The sequence below is a fragment of the Micromonospora sp. NPDC048898 genome (genome assembly GCF_043198035.1).
GTDB lineage: Bacteria > Actinomycetota > Actinomycetes > Mycobacteriales > Micromonosporaceae > Micromonospora.
The window spans coordinates 1-19,351 of sequence record NZ_JBICUF010000006.1; the positions used below are offsets into that span (position 1 = coordinate 1).

A 19,351-nucleotide genomic window follows, 5' to 3' on the forward strand; every position below is an offset into this window, starting at 1 on the left:
TAGGGCCTGTGTCAAAGCCCCTGGCCGGCCTGCGGCGGGCCCAGACGACGACCGGCCGCGTTGGAGATTGGCCCGGATACAACACCGGTATCCGGACCAATCTCCGCCTTGCCGGATCGCCGCCTGGACTCCGCCTCGGCTCGACCGAGGGCTTTGACACAGGCCCTAGGGGTCGAGCTCCCGCCGCAGCCTGGCGAACTCGGCGGCCAGCGCCGGCAGCGGAAAGTGCGCGTTCAGGCCGCTGGGGTTGGGCAGCACCCAGACCCGGGCCGGGCCCAGCCGATCCGGCTGCGGACCCAGCCCGGCCCGGGGCCGGACAAAGGCGATCTGGTACGCGGTCACCCCGAGGATGGCCACCCACCGCGGCCGGTACCGCTCGGCCTTCACCGCCAACCCCGTCACCCCGGCCACCAGCTCGTCAGACGTCAGCTCGGCGGCGCGGGCGGTGGCCCGGTTGCTCAGGCTGGTGATGCCCAGGCCCTGACGCAGCAACTCGTCGTGCTCCCACGGGTGCAACTCCCGGTCGGTGAAACCGCCGCGGTGCAGGGCCGGCCAGAACCGGCTGCCCCTGCGGGCGAAGGGCAACCCCACGGCGGCGGAGTAGAGACCCGGGTTGAAGCCGCAGAACAGCACCCGTAGGCCGGGGCCGATCACGTCGGCCAGGCCCCGGCCGGCCGCCGCCGCCACCTCCTGCGGGGTCGGCGGCCGAAACGGCCCCGACCGCTGCGCGTCCACCAGTCCGATCCTGCCGTACGCGCGGGCACCGGACACGGCGCACGCCGACGATCACGACGTGGCACCCTCAGCGGATGCAGTCAGCCGACCACCTCGCCGCCAGCCGTTACGCCCGGATGCGCTGGAACACGCCGCTCTCACCGGAGCACGCCGCGCTGCTGCTGCGCCGACTCGACGTCCGCCCCGGCGCGCGCGTCCTCGACCTCGGTTGCGGTTGGGGCGAGCTGCTGCTGCGCGCGGTCGCCGCCGGGGGCGTGTCCGGCCCGGTGGCGACGCGGGGCGTCGGCGTCGACACCGATGGCGACGCCCTGGACCGGGGACGGCGGCTGGCCGCGGACCGGTCGCTGCACCGACACGTCACCTTCGTCGAGGGTGCGGCGGCGGCCTGGCAGGAGCCGGCCGACCGGGTCCTGTGCATCGGGTCGGCACACGCCTTCGGCGGCACCGGGGCCGCCCTCGACGCCCTCGCCGCCCTGGTCCGCCCCGGTGGGCGGCTGCTGTTCGGTGACGCCTACTGGGAACTGTCACCCACGGCGGAGATCGCCGAGGTCTTCGGCCCGGAGGTCGCACCCCTGCCCGGGTTGGTCGAGGCCGCCCGCGAGCGCGGTTGGCGGGTGCTGCACCTGAGCACCGCCGACCAACGGGAGTGGGACGACTTCGAGTCCACCTGGCTCGCGGGCCGTCAGGAGTGGCTGCTGACGTACCCGGAGGATCCCCGCGCGGCCGACGTCCGCGCGGAACTCGACGAGCGGTTGCGTCAGTACGTCGGTGGCTACCGGGGCGTCCTCGGCCTCGCCTACCTCGTCCTCGGTCGCTGATCGGCCCGCGTTGACACCACTGGATAGGCTGCCGGCGGTGAGCGTCAGACGTCGTGTCGCCCTGCCCGCGCGGATCCTCGTGGCCTGCACGGGCGCCGTGCTGGTGTGGCTGGTGCTCGGGGTTCTCCTCGACCGCGACTACGACCGCCCGACCCATGCCGTCGGGGCGGTCCTCACGACGGCGCTCGTCGTACCCCTGGTCGTGGTTGCCCGTCGCCGGCTCGACCGACGTCCCTGGGCCGGTCTCGGCCTGCCCTCGCTGCGGGCCGGTTGGCGTCGCCTGCTGCTCGGCATGGCCTGCTGGCTCCTCCCCGCCGCCGTCGGGTTCGCGCTCTGCCTCGGTCTCGGCTGGGTCAGGATCAGCGTGCGGACGTCCGCCGGGGACGCCCTGGGGGTGGCGGCGTTGCTGGTCGTGCTCGTCCTGCTGTTGGAGGCGCTGCCGGAGGAACTGGTCTTCCGTGGCTACCTGCAGCACAACCTCGCCACCCGGTTGCCGGCGTGGCAGGCCGTCATCGGGCAGGCGGTGCTGTTCACCCTGTTCGGGTTCCTCATCGGGGCCGCCCGGTCCGTCGACCGGCTCGCCCTGTTCCTCGTCTTCGCGCTTCTCCTGGGCACCTTCCGTGCCGCCACCGGCGACATCTGGGCGGGCATCGGCTTCCACCTCGCCTTCCAGACGGTCGCCCAGCTGTTCGGTGACGTCGGAGCGGTCTTCGACGTGACCGGGTCCGCCGTCCTGGGAGTCGTGGCCATGGGGGCCGTCCCGTTCTCGGTCGGCTGGCTGGTCGTGCGCCGCGTCTACCGGGACCGCCTCGACTGGCGGGCGCGCGAACCGGACCCGTACGCCGAGGCACCGCTCGACCGCCACGGGAGCGGTGTCTCCCCGAGCGGGTGAACGCGCCGAATCGTCGCACCTTGCCATGATCAACTCGCAGCGCCACGAGGTACCCGGCGAGAAGTCCCCAATCTTAGTCGGTGCACCCACAGCCGGCCACACGTCGCGCGCGGCACCGGCGCCAGCCGCGCCAGCGGGGACCCGGGCCGGTGAACGTGGGCTTGACGGGGCGCAGACATCGGAGGTTTACTGCGTCAGCGATGCCAGTCGATACAATTCGACCGTCCACAAGTGTCGGTCGGCGTGATCTGCTGGTCGCGCGCCCCATCCCCCCCCACCACCCCGCACCACCTCAGCCGAGCATCGGCGGCCCGGCTTCCGCACCACCGCCACTGTGGCCTTCGGCCTGCCCGCGTGCACAGCCTGAGGTCGCCGCTCAGCAGAGGAGCAAGACCATGCGTTCCCGTCCCCGCCTGTTGGCCCTCGTCACCGGCCTGGCCGTGTTGATGGCCGGCCTGGTAGCCCTGCCCACACAGGCCTCGGCCGCACCGCTGACCAAGGTCCTGGTGTTCAGCAAGACCGCCGGCTTCCGCCACTCGGCCATCCCCAACGGCATCGCCGCGATCCAGCAGCTCGGCTCGGCCAACGGCTTCACCGTCACCGCGACCGAGGATGCCGGCCAGTTCACCACCTCCAACCTGGCCCAATACCAGGCGGTGGTCTTCATGTCGACGACCGGCGACGTCCTCAACGCCAGCCAGCAGACGGCCTTCGAGTCGTACATCGCCGCCGGCGGCGGGTACGTCGGCGTGCACGCCGCCGCCGACACCGAGTACAGCTGGCCGTGGTACGGCGCGCTGGTCGGGGCGTACTTCGACTCGCACCCGGCGATCCAGACGGCGACCGTGAAGATCGAGGACCAGACCAACCCGTCGACGGCGCACCTGCCCGCCACCTGGTCCCGCTCCGACGAGTGGTACAACTACCGCACCAACCCCCGGTCCACCGCGCGGGTCCTCGCCAGCCTCGACGAGTCGTCGTACAGCGGCGGCAACATGAGCGGCGACCACCCGATCACCTGGTGCAAGGCGTACGGCGGCGGCCGGGCCTGGTACACGGGCCTCGGGCACACCGAGGCGTCGTACACCGACCCGAACTTCACCAGGATGCTGCTCGGCGGTCTCCAGGTCGCCTCGGGTTCGGTGAGCGCCGACTGCTCGCCGCGGACGACGACTCCGCCGACGACTCCGCCGCCCACCCCCGCCGGCTCCACCCTGAAGGCCCGCGCCAACGGCAAGTTCGTGAGCGCGCCGAACGCCACCACCGCGCTGATCGCCAACAAGACCTCCGTCGGGACGACCGAGCGGTTCGACCTGGTCAACCTCGCCAACGGCAACGTGGGCCTGCGCGCCAAGGGCAACGGGCAGTTCGTCGCGGCGGAAAACTCCGGGTCCTCCCCGCTGATCGCCAACCGGGCCAGCGCCGGCTCCTGGGAGACGTTCCAGCTCGTGCGCAACTCCGATGGCACGGTGAGCCTGCGGGCCACGGTGAACAACCGTTACGTCTCCGCTGACAACGGGGGCAACTCCCCGCTGATCGCCAACCGGACCTCCATCGGTCAGTGGGAGAAGTTCGACCTCGTCACCACCAGCTGACCTGGTTCCCAGCTCGTTCTCCACCACACCCCACCTGGTCGTGGCGCGCCCCCGCGCGCCCGTCCCCCGGTCGTCGAGAAAGGACGATCATGTTCTCGTACCCTCGGCGCTGGCCCCGGGTCCTCGTCGCGGCGGTCACCACCGTCGCGAGCGTGACCCTGGCCGTGGCCGCCGCACCGTCCACCGCGCAGGCGGTGGTCATCCCCGCCAGCGACTACCAGCAGGTCAAACTCGCCACCGGCTCGGCCGAGCTGGGTGAGGCCATGTCCCTGGCGGTGCTGCCCAACCGCTCGGTGCTGCACACCGCCCGCAACGGCGTCCTGCGGGTCACCGACGTGGCCGGCAACACCAAGACCTCCGGCACCCTGTCGGTCTACACGCACGACGAGGAGGGGTTGCAGGGCGTCGCCGTCGACCCCAACTTCGCCACCAACCGGTGGATCTACCTGTACTACTCGCCCGCGCTGAGCACCCCGTCCGGCGACGCGCCGACCACCGGCTCGCAGTCTGACTGGGACCGGTGGAAGGGGCACCTGCGGCTGTCCCGGTTCACCCTCAACAGCGACGACACGCTCAACATGGGCAGCGAGAAGATCGTGCTCCAGGTCGCCAACGACCGTGGGCAGTGCTGCCACGTCGGCGGCGACCTGGACTTCGACGCCGCCGGCAACCTGTACCTGACCACCGGCGACGACACCAACCCGTTCGAGTCGTCGGGCTACGCGCCACTGGACGAGCGGACCAACCGCAACCCGCAGTTCGACGCCCAGCGCACGTCGGCCAACACCAACGACCTGCGGGGCAAGGTGCTGCGGATCAAGCCGCAGGCGGACGGCACGTACACCATCCCGTCGGGCAACCTGTTCGCGCCCGGCACGTCGGGCACCCGCCCGGAGATCTACGCGATGGGTCTGCGCAACCCGTTCCGGATGAGCGTCGACAAGGCGACCGGTGTCGTCTACCTCGGCGACTACGGCCCCGACTCCGGGTCGACGAACTCCAGCCGTGGCCCGTCGGGTCAGGTCGAGTTCAACCGCATCGCGGCGCCCGGCAACTACGGCTGGCCGTACTGCACCGGCACCAACACCAGCACCGAGACGTACAACGAGTACACCTTCCCGTCCGGGCCGTCGCAGTCCAAGTACAACTGCACGGGCGGGCCGACCAACAACTCGTTCCGCAACACCGGCCTCGGCACGCTGCCCGCGGCGAAGCCGGCCTGGATCAAGTACGCCGGCGACTCCGGGTCTCCGTCGGAGTTCGGCAGCGGCTCCGAGTCGCCGATGGGCGGGCCGGTCTACCGGTACGACGCCTCGCTCAACTCCAGCATCAAGTTCCCGTCGTCGCTCAACGGCCAGTTCTTCGCCGGTGAGTACGGCCGTCGTTGGATCAAGGCCATCGCGGTCAACTCCGACGGCTCGCGCGGGGAGATCTCCAACTTCCCGTGGAGCGGCACCCAGGTCATGGACATGGCCTTCGGCCCGGACGGCGCGCTGTACGTGCTGGACTACGGCACCGGCTCGAACAACCAGGCGCTCTTCCGGATCGAGTACATCGGTGGTGGCAACCGCAGCCCGATCGCGGTCGCCTCGGCGAACCCCACGTCGGGGGCCAACCCGCTGACGGTCAACTTCTCGTCGGCCGGCAGCTCGGACCCGGAGGGTGGGGCGCTCAGCTACCTGTGGACCTTCGGCGACGGCACCACGTCGACGGCGGCCAACCCCACCAAGACGTACACCACCAACGGCACCTACTCCCCCACCCTGAAGGTCACCGACCCGACCGGCCAGTCCGGCACGGCGAGCCTGGTCATCACCGTGGGGAACACCGCGCCGACGGTGACGCTGACCACGCCGGCCGACGGGCAGCTGTTCAGCTTCGGTGACACCGTGCCGTACCAGATCTCGGTGACCGACCCGCAGGACGGCACGATCGACTGCTCCAAGGTGAGCCTGACCTACGCGCTGGGCCACGACAGCCACGCGCACCAGATCACCTCGAAGACCGGTTGCAGCGGCTCCATCACCGTCCCGACGGACGGGGAGCACGACTCCGCGGCCAACATCTACGGAGTCTTCGACGCCGCCTACACCGACAACGGTGGGCTCACCACGCACAGCATCAAGACCCTGCAGCCGAAGCACCGCCAGGGTGAGCACTTCAGCGCCCAGTCCGGTGTCCAGGCGACCGATCACACCAACGCCGAGGGTGGTCGCACCGCCGGGTTCATCGAGAACAACGACTGGATCTCGTACCAGCCGTACAACCTGTCCAACGCCAACCGCATCACCGTGCGGACGTCGTCGGCCGGCGCCGGTGGCACCATCGAGGTCCGGGCCGGGTCGGCCACCGGCACCCTGCTGGGCACCGTCACGGTACCGGTGACCGGTAACTGGGAGACCTTCGTCGAGTCGTCCGGCACGATCAGCAACCCGCCGAGCGCGTCGACCGCGCTGTACCTGGTGTTCAAGGGCGGGTCCGGCTACCTGTTCGATGTCGACGCGTTCACCTTCACCACCGGCACCACCACCCCCAGCGGAGGGATCACGCTGCGGGCGCAGGTCAACAACCAGTACGTGTCGGCCGTCGGCACCAACCCGCTGATCGCCAACAAGGCCAGCGTCTCGACGACCGAGCAGTTCGACCGGGTGGACGCCGGCAACGGCAACATCGCCCTGCGGTCGCGCGCCAACGGGCTGTACGTGTGCGCCGACAACGCCGGCGCCAGTCCGTTGGTCGCGAGCCGCACGACGATCGGCCCGTGGGAGACCTTCCAGATCATCAACAACTCGGACGGCACGGTCGGCCTGCGGGCTCTGGCCAACAACCAGATCGTGGCCGCCGAGAACGCCGGTGCGGGCTCGTTGATCGCCAACCGCACGTCGGTCGGGTCCTGGGAGAGGTTCGTCCTGACCAGCTAGGCGGCGGTACCCGGCCTGGTCGGCGGCCGGGCCGCCGTACGGCGGGAGTCCGGGGCGGGCGGTGAAAACCGTCCGCCCCGGTTCTTTTGGCGTGGCCACCGGCCCAGTGGACTCACGAGCCTGCGGGCACCCCGGCGTCGAGCTGGCCGATCATCGGGGCGAGAAGGTCGTTGAGCTCCCGGGCCAGCACCACCATGGCTCGGCGCGCCGTGGTGGCGACGTCGTCGTCCGGGCCGTCCGGAGCCGGTGGCAGCTGGTCCAGCGGCACCGGCGCCTCGACCTGGAGCATCGCCCGCAGGTGCGGGCTGCGGGTCTGGTCCTGCTCGGTCGGGGTCGTGTACTGGCCGAACAGCTGGGGCCAGTCCCGCCAGCCGCGGTCGCGCTGCCACTGCCTGGTCCAGGTCAGCTCGGCCGGCCAGCGGGACACCACCGTCACGGCGCACACCATGCTGCCGTCCCACGGGCTTCGCGCGCAGGTCGCCGAGACGATCCGCCGGTGCCAGCGGACGAAGCCGGGCGACAGAGCGGTGGCGACCCGCCAGGCTGTCGCCGCGAACTCCACAGGCGAGATGTCACCCCAGGTGTTGGCGAAGTCGTCGATCCGCCGCCGCACCTCGGCCTCGTAGCGGCCACCGGTGTCGGTGCCGTGCTCACGGTCGAACTGCTCGTCCAGCCAGAAGGCGCGCGGCTCGGACATCCCCACCCCCGGATTCGTGAAAGTTTTCTCAGACACGACGCGGTGCGTTCCGCAGTCAGGCAACCGTCACCGACCGTACACGACAGGACCACTGTGGATCGCCCGCCCGACCCTAGCGTGGGCGATGCGACGCCGGAGCGTGCTGACTCCGACCGCCAACCCCAGGGGGCTGTCCGGTGGCTTGACAAACACCCCGGTCCGGAGTGGACCATGCACCGTGCGAATCCTCGTGGTGGGTGGCAGTGGCCTGATCGGCGCTCATGTCGTGGACGTGCTGCGCGAGCGCGGCCATGCCACCACCACGGTGGCACGGACCGCCCAGCCGGGGGTCGACCACCTGCTCGACCTCGGGTCCGCCTCGGTCGAGGACCTGCGGCCGCTGCTCGCCGGTCACGACGGCGTCGTGTACGCCACCCGCACCGACGAGCAGCGGCCGCTGCCCAAGCCGATCTACCCGCGGTTCCGCCGCGACAACGTCGACCCGGTGGTGCGCCTGTTCACCGCCGCCCGTCTGGAGGGTCTCACCCGCGGTGCCGTGATGGGCTCGTACTACACCTATTTCGACAGGCTGCATCCGCAGTGGCGGCTCGCCGAGCGGCACACGTACATCAGGTGCCGGGTCGAGCAGGCCCGCGAGGGACGGGCGGCGGCCGGCCCGGATCTGCCCGTCGCCGTCCTCGAACTGCCCTTCGTGTTCGGTCGGGCCGGTGACCGGCTGCCGAACTGGGCCGGGCCGCTGGACCGGTGGGCGCGGTCCCGTACCCCCCTTGCCGTGCCGACCGGCGGAAGCGCCGCGGTGTCGGCACGCAGCGTCGCCGAGGTCACGGCGGACGCCCTGGAGCAGGCCAGCGGCGCGGACATCCCGGTCGCCGACGAGAACCTGACCTGGGGCGACATGATCGGGCGGATCGCCGAGGCGGTCGGCCGACGCCGCCGGGTCGGCCGACTGCCGGCCGGCGCGGCGAAGGCCGCGTTCCGCCTTGGCGGCGCGTTGCAGGGCCTCGGGGGCAAGGAGTCGGGCATCAACCTGAGCCACCTCGCGGACCTCCTGCTCGTCGAGCTGTTCGTCGAGCCGACGACCGGCCGGTCACTGGACTCCGCGCTCCGCGAGACCTTCCCGACGACGGCGCCAGCTGGTGCCGCGACGGCGGGGTAGCCGTATGTCGATCGAGACGCGCGGCGGAGATGCCTGGCCGCGCCTTCGTGTCAAGAGGCGGTAGGCGACGGGTCGCCCGCGCTCGACGGGGGTGGGGATGGTCGTGCGAGGTACGCGGTCTTGACGTCCGCCGAGAACCCGCAGGCCCGGTAGAAGCCGTGGGTCGCGGGGTCACGCGAGCCCGTCATCAGCATGGCCTTGTAGCAGCCGGCGTCCCACGCCGCCTGGAGCGTGCCCGCCATGATCTGCCTGCCGAGGCCCGTGCCGCGCCGCGACTCGTCGACGACGACGTTCTCGATGACCGCGTAGGGCGCCGCCGACCGGCTGAGGTTGGGGATCACATTGAGGTACGTCGTGGCGACGACGATCCCGTCCAGTTCGAGGACGAACAGGTGCAGCCCCGGTGAGCTGACGATCTGCTGGAAGGCCGCTTCGTCGGAGCCATCCGCAAGCACCGGATCGTCCGCGTTCAGTTGCCGATAGAGTCGGATGATCTGCTCGAAGTCGTCGAGCCGCGCCGCACGGAACATGCCCCGAAGCGTAGCCAGGACTGTTTTTCCCACTCACGGAAACTGGTCCTGTGGCAGTGTGTGGCGGTGCAGAACGTCGACATCCGTGCGGCCACCCCGACCGATCGTGAGTTTCTGGTCGACATGCTGGTGGAGGCGGTGAACTGGCTGCCGGAGCGCAACTGGTCTCGCGAGCAGATCCTGGCGAATCCCGCGTTCGCGCACTACGTCACCGGGTGGATGCGGCCCGACGACGTCGGGGTGGTCGCGACGCAGCCGGCTGGCCGGCCGGTCGGCGCGGCCTGGTTGCGGCACCTGAGCGCCGCCGATCCGGGATACGGGTACGTGAGTGACGACGTGCCGGAGCTGACCATCGGCGTGCTGGAATCGTGGCGGGGCCGAGGTGTGGGTCGGGTGTTGCTGCGCGCCGCCCTGGACGTCGCGCGTGCACGCCGCACCGACCGGGTGTCGCTGAGCGTGGAGCGGGCGAACTTCGCCGCCGGGTTGTACGCCGCCGAGGGGTTCCGCACGGTCGAGTCGTTCGAGAACGCGGACACCATGCTCGCCGACCTTCGGGCGTGACCACTTCGGCGGCCCTCAGCCGAGTTGTTCGGCCAGTCCGACGATGATGCCCTCGGGGCCACGGACGTAGCAGAGCCGGTAGCTGTCCTCGTACTGGGCCAGCTCACCGACGAGCTCGGCCCCGTGCGTACGGAGGCGGGCGATGACGTCCTCCACGTCGTCGACGGCGAACATGATGCGACGGATGCCCAGCGTGTTCGTGGGGGCGTCGGTCGACTCGGCACGGATCGCCTTCGGCGTGTGGAACATCGCCAGCTCGACCTTGCCGTGGCCGTCCGGGGTCCGCAGCATCGCGACCTCCTGCCGGACGTCGTCGATCCCGATCACACGCTCCACCCAACGCCCCTCGACCGGCCGCCTGCCCTCCAACTCCATGCCGAGTTCGACGAAGAACGCGATGACCGCGTCGAGGTCGTCGACAACGATGAGGACGTTGTCCATCCGCTGGATCGCCATGGCGGGTCTGCCTTTCTGCCGTGCGGCCACACCGGCCGCTCACCACCGGGAGACGGAACCGCCCGGCCGTTCTCGACATGGGTCGTCCGGGCCGTCACGGTCTCCGCGTTTCCGAGGACTGTTTCGCGCCTGCCAGCGGCAGGAGCACCGCTCCTGGCCTGCCCGGCGACGCCGTGGAGCATCAGCATCGCAGGCCCGACCGGGCCCTCCCGTGCGCCTCGTCGTTGCCGGTGCGAGACTCGGATCTATGCGGGATGCCGAGCCCACTGCCGACGAGACCGCCTTCTTCACCGCACTCGCGAAGCTCGTCCCGGATGTTCAGGACTGGTACCACCAGGACGAGGACGGCACCCTCTGGATGATCGCGTCGTACGACCTCCTCCGGGAAAACCGGATCCACCAGACCCTGCGGCTCGACTATGACGGCAAGAACCTGCGTGGCGGCTGGAGCCCGGCGTGTCTCAACTGGGACGACGGCGTGCGAGCCGATGACGCCCTCATCAACACCGCGGGCCCGGCCGGGCTGCGGCTCGACTGTGTCGATCCAACGACAGATGCCGCCGCGGCGGCGGCATGGTTCCACCGCCACCTCAACCGCGGGCAGGCGCATCCACGCTGAGGCTCTGCCAGCGGTGCTGTCGGGTACGGGTTGGAGCGGCAGTGCCTGCGCGGCCCGGCCGGGCAGGGAACAATGGACGTCGCTGCCGGTGGTGCGCGGATGTTCGGCGGGCACCCGATGCTCGCCAACGCTGTGGGAGGAGGACGCGATGCAGGCGATCCGGAAGGTCCGCCATCGACAGGCCGACGTCGACGGGCTGGAGGTGTTCTTCCGCGAGGCGGGGCGCGCCGGTCAGCCGACCGTACTGCTGCTGCACGGCTTTCCGAGTTCGTCGCACACCTTCCGCGAGGTCATGCCCACGTTGGCCGACGTCGCGCACGTGATCGCGCCCGATCTTCCCGGCTTCGGCATGTCGTCGTCACCGACCATCGACGCGTACGACTACACCTTCGAGAACCTGTCCCGGACGATCGAGCACCTCCTCGACCAGCTCGGGGTGGACCACTTCTTCGTCTACCTGCACGACTTCGGCGCACCCGTGGGCTACCACCTGGCCACCCGCGACCCCCATCGCATCCGCGGCCTCATCGTGCAGAGCGGCAACGCGCACGACGACGGCCTCGGCGAGCAGTGGGACGACGCCAAGGCGTACTGGGCCGACCCGAGCGACCAGCAGCGCGCCAAACTGCCGGACTGGTTGACCTTCGCCGGCACCCGGGACCAGTACCTCGCCGGGCTGCCCGAGGGCGTGCGCGCCCTGCAACCTCCCGAGTCGTGGCACCTCGACTGGGAGCGCATGCGTCGACCCGGCAACATCGACGCCCAGTTCGCGCTGTTCACCGACTACGCCAACCACGTCGCCCGCTTCGCCGAGCTGGCCGAGTACCACCGGGCCCACCAGCCGCCGGCGCTGGTGCTCTGGGGACGGCACGACCCGTTCTTCGACGTCGACGAGGTTCTGGCCTACCACCGGGCTCTCGCGCGCATGGAGGCGCACATCTACGACGGCGGCCACTTCCTGTTGGAGACGCACGCGGCCGAATGCGCCGACCTCATGCGAACGTTCGTGCTCGACAACGCCTGAGCCGCCTCGGTGTCACTCAGCCGCAAACCCGCGCCTCGTCGGGCCGCCGGGAACGGTGGCTGAGCGACCCGGGATCGAGGCGTAGGGTGGCGCGGTGTTCTCCGTCGGCACGCGTGACTCGATCCGGGAGCGGTTGCTCGCCGCAGCCGACCGTGACCCCGCCGTCGTCGGGGCCGCGGTCACCGGATCCCACGCCGTCGAGGGCGCAGACCGATGGTCCGACATCGACCTGGTCCTCGGTATCGACGGCGCACTGGATTCGGCGCTGCACCGCTGGAGCGACCTGCTCTACCGCGACTTCGCCGCCGTCCACCACTGGGATCTGCCGTCCGGCTCGTCGGTGTACCGGGTGTTCCTGCTTCCCGGCATGCTCGAGGTGGACATCGGGTTCACCCCGGCCGCCCAGTTCGGGCCGCGCGGTCCGACCTGGCGTACCGTCTTCGGGCATCCCGCACCGGCGCAGGAAGAGCCGTCCCCCGGCCGGCGGACCCTGGTCGGGATGGGTTGGCACCACGCCCTGCACGCGTGGATCTGCATCCAACGACACCGCTGGTGGCAGGCCGAGCAGTGGATCAGCGCCCTACGCGGCCAGGTTCTCGCCCTGGCCTGCCTGCGCCTCGGTCATCCCACCAGCTACGCGAAAGGCGCCCACCTGCTTGCCCCGGACGTGACCGCGCCGCTGCACGCCACCCTGGTCCGTGCGCTCGACGAAGCCGAACTCACCCGCGCTCTGTCCGCGGCGACGGCCGCGCTGATCGCCGAAATCACGCTCACCGATGCGGCGCTCGCGGCCCGCCTCGCCTCCACACTGAACGATCTGCGCGTCGATGGCCGGCCGGCCGGCTCGTCCATTGCGCACCGTTAGGGCCTGGTTCATCGGTGACCCGGCGGTCCCGCTCCGCGGCGGCCACCGATGGTACGCGTCGTCCGTACGATCCTGGACATGCCTGATCTCGCCGCGCGGTTCGCCCAGCTCGCCGACGAACACGAGGCCCGCAAGCGGGCGGCGACCGCGCTCGTCGAGGGCTGGGACTGGTACACCTGGCCGGGTCTCGATCTGCGTCCGTTGCACTTCGAACGGGACCTGCTCAAGCCTGGGCGTCGTCTGGATGCCCGTCCCCCGACAGATCGGGACGTGCTGCGTGTCGGGTTCGACGCCCAGGGCCGCGTGGCCGTGGTCGAGGAGTACAGCGGCTTTCTCCACGGCACGCTGCACTACGAGACGTTCTACCGCCACGGCGACGAGGTCGTCGAGGTGGCGCACTTCGGCACAGACGACCCGATCCACCTGCACGAGTACCGCTTCGAAGGCGGGCTGATGCGCACGGCCACCATGGTCGCGCGACGCGGCTCGGGGCGAGAGTCGTACTCGTACACCGATGGGCGGATCAGCCGCGTCGAGATCGAGCACAGCGGCGGCCCGCCTGCCGTACTGGTGGCCGAGCACGACGACCACGGTCTGCACCGGCTCGTCGAGGTCCGGGGCAACCAGTCGCGAACGCGGTACGCCCGCCCACCCGCAGGCTTCGATCTTGCGTCGGCGTGCCGCGCCATCGAGGACAGTCTTGTCGCGCTGGTCCCGGACGCCGCCGCGCGGCTGGCAGTCGGCGACCCCATCGCCTGCCTCGCCCTCGGCTATGACCGGCCGACACAGCTGGTGATCGACATCAGCGCGGCCACCGCGGACGAGCGCGCCGAACTGGCCTCGATCGACGCCCGAGCTGCCTGGTCGCCGGCGGACTTCGAGGCCAGCACCGGCATCGACCTCGGCGACACCGAACCGTCTCGGCTCGTCCAGCAGGAACTCGCCCTGCTCGACGCGGACGACGCCGACGTGGCGGCCGGATCCGCGATCGGCCGGCGGCTGTGGTGCGCGGTGGCGGCTCGGCTGAACCTGCGCGACTGGTCGGCCACCCTGCCGGTCACCGACGATTTCGTGGTGTACGCGGTCGACCTCGAACTGGTCGACCTGGAACGGAACCTGGCCAGCTGCCTGCCACCGGAGCGACTCGCCGCGTTCCACGAGCGGGGCCTGTTCTCAGCATTCGTGGGGAGGGGCTAGCCTGGGTGGCCTCTTCGCGTACGTGCCCGTCCCTGACCCGGGGCGGTCGGGCGAACCAGTTCACGATCCGAAACGCGCCGGGCCCACGGCGCTCGGCCCCGAGGTGGGCGCCGCACCCGAACTCGGTGATGACCACCGGCCGGTCCGCCTCCTTCAGCAGGGCAATCAGCCGTTGCTGGTAGGCGGCCGGGTTGGGGCCGAGACGGTAGAGGTTGACGCCGATGACGTCGAAGCCGGACCAGTCGACCTTCTCCCAGAAGCCCGCGGTGTAGGTGACCGGCCCGTGGAACGCGGCGCGGGCAACAGGCAGGGCGGCGCCCAGCAGGGCGTTGAGTCTGCGGGTGATCCGGCGGTCGAAGAAGCGTCGCCACCGCACCAGCACCTGGAGTCGGATGAAGACACGCGGTCCCGGGAGCATCCCCGGGGAGGTGAGGGAGAATTCGCTGCCGAGCAGCAGCGTGACCCGACCCGGGTACCGCACGCGCAGTTCCTCGGCCGCGGCGGCCGTCGCCGTGAGATGGGCCAGGATCTCGCGGTGCGGGCGGTCGGCGAGGTACGGCCGGATGTAGACGTCGAGCCCGACGTCCAGGGCGTGCCGCGCGGCGTCCATCTGCGTCCGGGTATCGGTGCCGATCACCATCACCGTCGTGCAGTGCAGGCTCTCGCGGATGGCGTGCATGTCCCGGCGCACCGCCTCGCCGGAGGCATGGCCGGCGACGTAAGAGATACCTCTGATGTCCAGGGGGCCCTCCATAACCCCCAACCTCCGCGATCTTGCACTTTGTGTCGCCGCATCTGCCACAAAAGCCTCTGAAGACTGCCGGCAGGACCACCGGCTTGTTGACTCCTGCCGGGCGTCGTGCCTGTCTCCCGGCAGCGGACGTTGCTTGACTCAGCGGCATGACATCAATACGGAAAGCGATCACCCGAACGGTGATCGCCGGGGCACTGGTCGGCGCGACGGCGCTCGCCGGTCCCACCTCCGCGTACGCGGAGTCCGGCCAGCCCGGGGCGACCCCAGCCCCCGCCTCCATCCTCGACATCATCCCGGCACCCATCGTGGACCGGATGGTGGCCCAGGCCCCGCTTGTCGACGCGGCCAATGTCATCCGCACCGCGGTGGACCGCGCGCCGGCACGCGGCTACGCCGGCATCGGCCTGGTCGACGACCACGTCACCCTGTGGTGGAAGGGTGCACTACCCACCGACGTCACCGCAGCCGTCACCGCCGCCCGCCGCACCGCGCCGGTCCAGGTGGCCAAGGCCACCTACTCCCAGGCCGAACTCCGCAAGGCGGCCGCCGCCCTCACCCCGGCGGTGAAGGCCAACCCGGCCGACGCCAGCCACTCGGTCCGGCTGCGCACCGACGGCACCGGCATCGACATCGGCGTGGACTACACCGCGGGCGCCAAGCTGCCGAAGCTGCCGGCCACAGGCGTGCGTACCAGCTTCGTCGAACGCGACCGGATGGTCGAACGGTCACGGGCCAACGATGCCGCGCCGTTCGACGGCGGGGCGAGCATCGGGGTCACCGTACCCTGGTGCACCGCCGGCTTCGGCGTCCGCAACGTGGACACCGACGCCGGTTACCTCCTCACCGCCGAACACTGCGGTGCCATCGGCTCGCCCTGGCACGTCGGCTTGTCCACCGGCACCGGCACGCTTGTCGGTTACGCGGTCGACAGCAACGACGACCACGACACGATGATCATTTCGACGTCGACACCCGGCGACCACCTCTACGTCGGCGGTCAGCAGGACGAGGTCCGCGCCAAGGTGCTCCGCTGGACCGAGGTCTTCCCCGGCCAACTGCTGTGCCAGTCCGGGCACACCTCCGCGGGCGAGATCGGCGGTCCGGTCTGCAACCTGCGGGTCGACTTCCACTACGACGACATCGAGGACCTCGTCGAGGCCACCCAACTCGACGGCGACGAGGCCGCACGGGGCGGCGACAGTGGCGGCCCGGTCTACTCCGTCAACGCCAACGGCACCGTGCTCGCCGCCGGCACCACCACCCGGTCACTGGGCGTGGGCTTCGGCTTCCAGGACTTCGCCACCGCCCGCGACGACTACGGCAACATCGTGCCGGCGACCACGATCGCCAGCACCTGCCGGGTCTCCTTCGTCGTCACCAACTCGTGGGGCACCGGCTACAGCGCCAGCGTCACCGTCTACAACGACGGCCCGGCCGCCAACGGCTGGTCACTGGGCTTCGCCTTCCCGGGTGGACAACTCGTCCAGGGCCACTGGAACGGCATCTTCCAGCAGACCGGCGCGGCGGTGACTGTCACCAACGAGAACCACAACGCCAGCATCCCGACCGGCGGCGCCGTCAACTTCGGCTTCACCGCGGCCGGCTCCCCCGCCGTCCCGGCCCCGTTCACCCTCAACGGCACCACCTGCAACTGACCCCTGTCCCTGCACATCGGGCCCCGCCGCATCGTCGGCGGGGCCCGGCTCGTGCTCAGAATCAGGACTCGGCCAGTTCGCGTCGCAGGCTGGCGCGCAGGGTCCGCACCTCCGGTGCGTCCAGTTCGCCGCACCGGTCGAGCGCCCGCTGGCGCAGCAGGCGGGCGTCGGCGGCCCGGCCCGGACCCGAGCCGGCCAGCGCCGCGAGCGCGGACAGGGTCTGCGCCTCCCACCACGGGCAGCACAGCGCGGCATACAGGGCCAACGCCGCCCGCAGCGCCTCGGCCGCCGCGTCGACCTCACCCAACGCCTGGAGCGCGAGCCCGTACCGGTGGATGGCGTTGGCCTCGCTGAACGTCGCGCCGCACCGGTGGAACACCCGCCGGGCGCGGGCGTACTCGTCGGCGGCGGCCCGCCACCGGCCCATCCCGGCCAGGTCCGCCCCGAGACTCATCATCGTCCCGGCCCTGGCCACCGCCACACCGGTACGGCTGAGACCGCTACTGCCACGGGAGTAGAACGCCAACACGGCGCGGTGCAGGTCGGCCGCCTCGGCGAACCGGCCGAGCGCGGCCAACGCCCCGCCCTGCACGCCCGCCGCGCTGTGCTCGCCGAGGGCGTACCCGATCTCGCGGAACAGGCCCACGGCCCGGAGGCAGTGGTCGACGGCCGCCTCGCCGCTGCCGATCCGAATGAGGATCGCGGCGCTGTAGGTCAGCGCCCACGCCTCCTCCCGGCGGTCCCCGATCCGCTGGGCCAACTCCAGCGCCCGGTCCAGGGCGGCCAGCCCGTCGGTGTTGCGGTCCCGGCAGAAGTACCGGGCCCAGCCCAGGAAGTTCAGCAGGACGGCCTCGTCGCGGGGGCTACCGGCGGCCCGGGCCGCGGCCACTCCCAGCGAGAAGATCTCGTCCCAGGAGTGCCGGTGACTGTTGGCGTCGGAGTACCAGTGCAGAGCCCTGGTGACCGCGACCACCTCGGCGTGCCGACCGCGCCGGGCCGCGTCGCGCAGCGCCGCCAGCCAGTTGCCGGACTCCCGATCCAACCAGTAGGCCGCCGCCCGGTCGTCGTCGAACGGCGAGTCGACCCGAGCGGCGGCCGGTTCGAACATCAAGCCGGCCTGCCGGGTACGCCGCAGCAGCCAGCCGACCATCTGATCGTGCGCCTCGGCCCGGAATGCCTGCTGCTCCTCGGCGTCGAGGCGTTCCTGGGCGTAGAGCCGGACCAGGTCGTGGAACTGGTACCGGTCGCCCAGGGTCAGGAGGACACCGGCCTCGACCAACTCCTCCAGGGCCGCCGCCGCGGTCTCCTCGCCGGTGCCGGCCACGGCGGCGACCAGCGCGGGTTCGAAGTCGGTGCCGGGAATCAGCGAGGCCCGCCGGAACACTCGCGCGGCCATCGGATCCAGTTGCCGGTAGGAGACCTCGAACGCGGATCGGACGCCCAGGTCTCCGGCGGTCAGCACGGTCAGCCGCCGACGCTGGTCGCGGAGCAGGTCCACCAGCCAACCGACCGACCACTGTGGCCGGCTGGCGAGACGGTTGCCGGCGATCCGGACGGCCAGCGGCAGCCGGCCGCAGAGTTTGACGAGTTGGTCGGCCGCGGCCGGCTCGGCGGCGATCCGGTCGGCACCGACGATCGCCGCGAGCAGCAGTCGACCGGCTGCCGGGTCGAGCAGGTCGAGCGGCAGGCGGACGGCACCAGCAAGACCCGTCAGTGGACGCCGGCAGGTGACCAGCGCGAGGCATCCCCGCCCGGCCGGCAACAGTGGGCGTACCTGTGCCTCACTCGCGGCGTTGTCCAGGACCACCAGCAGCGGCCGGTCCCGGGTGAGGGTGCGGAACAAACCACCCCGCTCCGCCGGTGACACCGGCACCCAACTGTCCGGCACCCCGAGCGACCGCAGCAGCCCGGCCAGCGCCTCGCCCGGGTCGACCGGGCCGTCCGGCGAGGCGCCCTGCAGGTCGACGAAGAGCTGCCCGCCCGCGAACGCCGGGCTGAGCCGATGCCCGGCGGCGACAGCGAGGCTGGTCTTGCCGATCCCCGGCGGCCCGTGCAGCACCACCACCGAGGCGGTGTCCGGTTGCCCCGCGGTGACGTCGGCGGCCAGCGCCGAGAGCCGTTCCAGGATCTCCGCCCGACCGGCCAGGTCCGGAACGGCGGCGGGCAGTTCCCCGGGTACGACCGCCGTGGAGCGGTCGTACGGCGTCGGCACCCGATCGTGCGGCACCTCCGCGCGGTCGCCCGGCACCGCGACGCCCTCGTCCGGCACCGGCGCTCGGTCGTGCGGCTGCCGCTCGACCCGGGCCAGGGCGACGAAGCGGTCGCGGTCGGCCCCGGCCAGCCGCAGGGCATCGGCGAGCAGCGCCACCGTCCGTCGTTGCGGGCTGCGGACCCGGCCGCGCTCCATCTCCCGGATCCCGCGAACACTGGCGCCGGCCGCCTCGGCAAGCTCCTCCTGGGTCAGCCGCCGCTCCAAGCGGAGGGTCCTGAGGACGCCTCCGAACTGGTCACGTCGCACCTGACTCTTGGGCATGCTCCCCCCACCACCGAGCGCCCGCAGTTACGTAACGTGCCTTGATGCTCGCATGAGCGTGACGAATTTCGGGCCACTGTGGACCGAGTGTGAGTATCGCCATGGCGATACCTCGACGAGTCACCAGGTTTCAGGTTGCGATCGGCGGCCATAGTTCACGCTCGCGGATCCCGAGCCAGGCGCAAAGCCATTCCGATCTCGGCCGTCCAACCCCGGTCGGTTCGGGACGGTGGCGCCGGATTTCATGGTCCGGCGGCCCGCCAGGCGACCTCAGGTGCGTCAGGGCGCCTGTCTTGGGCCTCACCCGGTCGGCCCAGGGGTGCGTCTGCCATGGCTGCTCAGG

General features: G+C 71.2%; 16 protein-coding genes. 11 read left to right on the top strand and 5 right to left on the bottom strand.

Annotation, left to right across the window (positions count from 1 at the left end; genetic code table 11):
• Window positions 1-165 precede the first annotated feature (165 nt).
• Window positions 166-735 (bottom strand): G/U mismatch-specific DNA glycosylase, encoded by a 570-nt coding sequence (gene mug / locus ACGFIQ_RS17700; protein WP_393244744.1) that lies wholly within the window; start codon window positions 733-735, stop codon window positions 166-168.
• 74 nt (window positions 736-809) lie between these two features.
• On the opposite strand from mug, the gene ACGFIQ_RS17705 reads away from it, so the two are divergent.
• The 4 genes from ACGFIQ_RS17705 to ACGFIQ_RS17720 all read left to right on the top strand — a co-directional run bounded on the left by ACGFIQ_RS17705 (window position 810) and on the right by ACGFIQ_RS17720 (window position 6,961).
• The gene (locus ACGFIQ_RS17705) at window positions 810-1,553 is read left to right on the top strand and encodes an SAM-dependent methyltransferase (RefSeq protein WP_393244746.1); all 744 of its coding nucleotides are present in this window, start codon (window positions 810-812) and stop codon (window positions 1,551-1,553) included.
• 37 nt (window positions 1,554-1,590) lie between these two features.
• Window positions 1,591-2,445, top strand: coding sequence for a type II CAAX prenyl endopeptidase Rce1 family protein (locus tag ACGFIQ_RS17710; protein ID WP_393244748.1), 855 nt, complete (start codon window positions 1,591-1,593; stop codon window positions 2,443-2,445).
• Window positions 2,446-2,840: 395 nt separating this feature from the next.
• Complete coding sequence (locus tag ACGFIQ_RS17715) at window positions 2,841-4,040, top strand: ThuA domain-containing protein (protein ID WP_393244750.1); 1,200 nt, start codon at window positions 2,841-2,843, stop codon at window positions 4,038-4,040.
• Window positions 4,041-4,129: 89 nt separating this feature from the next.
• Entirely contained in the window at window positions 4,130-6,961 is a 2,832-nt protein-coding gene (locus tag ACGFIQ_RS17720; RefSeq protein WP_393244752.1) for a PQQ-dependent sugar dehydrogenase, read from the top strand.
• Window positions 6,962-7,073: 112 nt separating this feature from the next.
• On the opposite strand, the gene ACGFIQ_RS17725 is transcribed toward ACGFIQ_RS17720, so the two are convergent.
• A complete protein-coding gene (locus ACGFIQ_RS17725; RefSeq protein ID WP_393244754.1) occupies window positions 7,074-7,658 on the bottom strand; it encodes a hypothetical protein in 585 nt (194 codons plus the stop codon).
• Window positions 7,659-7,875: 217 nt separating this feature from the next.
• Here ACGFIQ_RS17725 and ACGFIQ_RS17730 point away from each other — a divergent pair, with 217 nt between their 5' ends.
• Window positions 7,876-8,814: an NAD-dependent epimerase/dehydratase family protein gene (locus tag ACGFIQ_RS17730; RefSeq protein ID WP_393244756.1), complete on the top strand. Its 939-nt coding sequence runs from the start codon at window positions 7,876-7,878 to the stop codon at window positions 8,812-8,814.
• 50 nt (window positions 8,815-8,864) lie between these two features.
• On the opposite strand, the gene ACGFIQ_RS17735 is transcribed toward ACGFIQ_RS17730, so the two are convergent.
• Complete coding sequence (locus ACGFIQ_RS17735) at window positions 8,865-9,344, bottom strand: GNAT family N-acetyltransferase (protein ID WP_393244758.1); 480 nt, start codon at window positions 9,342-9,344, stop codon at window positions 8,865-8,867.
• A gap of 66 nt (window positions 9,345-9,410) precedes the next feature.
• Here ACGFIQ_RS17735 and ACGFIQ_RS17740 point away from each other — a divergent pair, with 66 nt between their 5' ends.
• Window positions 9,411-9,905, top strand: coding sequence for a GNAT family N-acetyltransferase (locus ACGFIQ_RS17740; RefSeq protein WP_393244761.1), 495 nt, complete (start codon window positions 9,411-9,413; stop codon window positions 9,903-9,905).
• 15 nt (window positions 9,906-9,920) lie between these two features.
• Here ACGFIQ_RS17740 and ACGFIQ_RS17745 read toward each other — a convergent pair whose 3' ends face one another.
• Window positions 9,921-10,361 (bottom strand): VOC family protein, encoded by a 441-nt coding sequence (locus ACGFIQ_RS17745; RefSeq protein ID WP_393244763.1) that lies wholly within the window; start codon window positions 10,359-10,361, stop codon window positions 9,921-9,923.
• 247 nt (window positions 10,362-10,608) lie between these two features.
• Between ACGFIQ_RS17745 and ACGFIQ_RS17750 the strand changes: the two genes are divergently transcribed.
• The 5 genes from ACGFIQ_RS17750 (at window position 10,609) to ACGFIQ_RS17770 (ending at window position 16,475) form a co-directional block, all read left to right on the top strand.
• Entirely contained in the window at window positions 10,609-10,980 is a 372-nt protein-coding gene (locus ACGFIQ_RS17750) for a hypothetical protein (protein ID WP_393244765.1), read from the top strand.
• A gap of 148 nt (window positions 10,981-11,128) precedes the next feature.
• Window positions 11,129-12,004 (top strand): alpha/beta fold hydrolase, encoded by an 876-nt coding sequence (locus tag ACGFIQ_RS17755; RefSeq protein ID WP_393244767.1) that lies wholly within the window; start codon window positions 11,129-11,131, stop codon window positions 12,002-12,004.
• Between the two features lie 94 nt (window positions 12,005-12,098).
• Entirely contained in the window at window positions 12,099-12,869 is a 771-nt protein-coding gene (locus tag ACGFIQ_RS17760) for a hypothetical protein (protein ID WP_393244769.1), read from the top strand.
• 78 nt (window positions 12,870-12,947) lie between these two features.
• Window positions 12,948-14,066 carry a hypothetical protein gene (locus ACGFIQ_RS17765; protein WP_393244771.1) on the top strand — a complete coding sequence of 373 codons (1,119 nt, stop codon included), beginning with the start codon at window positions 12,948-12,950 and terminating at the stop codon, window positions 14,064-14,066.
• A 900-nt stretch (window positions 14,067-14,966) separates the two neighbouring features.
• A complete protein-coding gene (locus ACGFIQ_RS17770; protein ID WP_393244773.1) occupies window positions 14,967-16,475 on the top strand; it encodes a cellulose binding domain-containing protein in 1,509 nt (502 codons plus the stop codon).
• Window positions 16,476-16,536: 61 nt separating this feature from the next.
• Here the strand turns inward: ACGFIQ_RS17770 and ACGFIQ_RS17775 are convergent, their stop codons facing one another.
• Window positions 16,537-19,008: an ATP-binding protein gene (locus ACGFIQ_RS17775; RefSeq protein WP_393244775.1), complete on the bottom strand. Its 2,472-nt coding sequence runs from the start codon at window positions 19,006-19,008 to the stop codon at window positions 16,537-16,539.
• Between the last annotated feature and the right edge of the window lie 343 nt (window positions 19,009-19,351).

Excerpts from the sequence above, each read along its gene's own strand:
- ACGFIQ_RS17720 (WP_393244752.1), top strand. The coding sequence starts at position 4,130 with ATGTTCTCGTACCCTCGGCGCTGGCCCCGGGTCCTCGTCGCGGCGGTC.
- ACGFIQ_RS17705 (WP_393244746.1), top strand. The coding sequence starts at position 810 with ATGCAGTCAGCCGACCACCTCGCCGCCAGCCGTTACGCCCGGATGCGC.
- ACGFIQ_RS17735 (WP_393244758.1), bottom strand. The coding sequence starts at position 9,344 with ATGTTCCGTGCGGCGCGGCTCGACGACTTCGAGCAGATCATCCGACTC.
- ACGFIQ_RS17770 (WP_393244773.1), top strand. The coding sequence starts at position 14,967 with ATGACATCAATACGGAAAGCGATCACCCGAACGGTGATCGCCGGGGCA.
- ACGFIQ_RS17725 (WP_393244754.1), bottom strand. The coding sequence starts at position 7,658 with ATGTCCGAGCCGCGCGCCTTCTGGCTGGACGAGCAGTTCGACCGTGAG.
- ACGFIQ_RS17775 (WP_393244775.1), bottom strand. The coding sequence starts at position 19,008 with ATGCCCAAGAGTCAGGTGCGACGTGACCAGTTCGGAGGCGTCCTCAGG.
- ACGFIQ_RS17765 (WP_393244771.1), top strand. The coding sequence starts at position 12,948 with ATGCCTGATCTCGCCGCGCGGTTCGCCCAGCTCGCCGACGAACACGAG.
- ACGFIQ_RS17755 (WP_393244767.1), top strand. The coding sequence starts at position 11,129 with ATGCAGGCGATCCGGAAGGTCCGCCATCGACAGGCCGACGTCGACGGG.
- ACGFIQ_RS17745 (WP_393244763.1), bottom strand. The coding sequence starts at position 10,361 with ATGGCGATCCAGCGGATGGACAACGTCCTCATCGTTGTCGACGACCTC.
- ACGFIQ_RS17750 (WP_393244765.1), top strand. The coding sequence starts at position 10,609 with ATGCGGGATGCCGAGCCCACTGCCGACGAGACCGCCTTCTTCACCGCA.
- ACGFIQ_RS17715 (WP_393244750.1), top strand. The coding sequence starts at position 2,841 with ATGCGTTCCCGTCCCCGCCTGTTGGCCCTCGTCACCGGCCTGGCCGTG.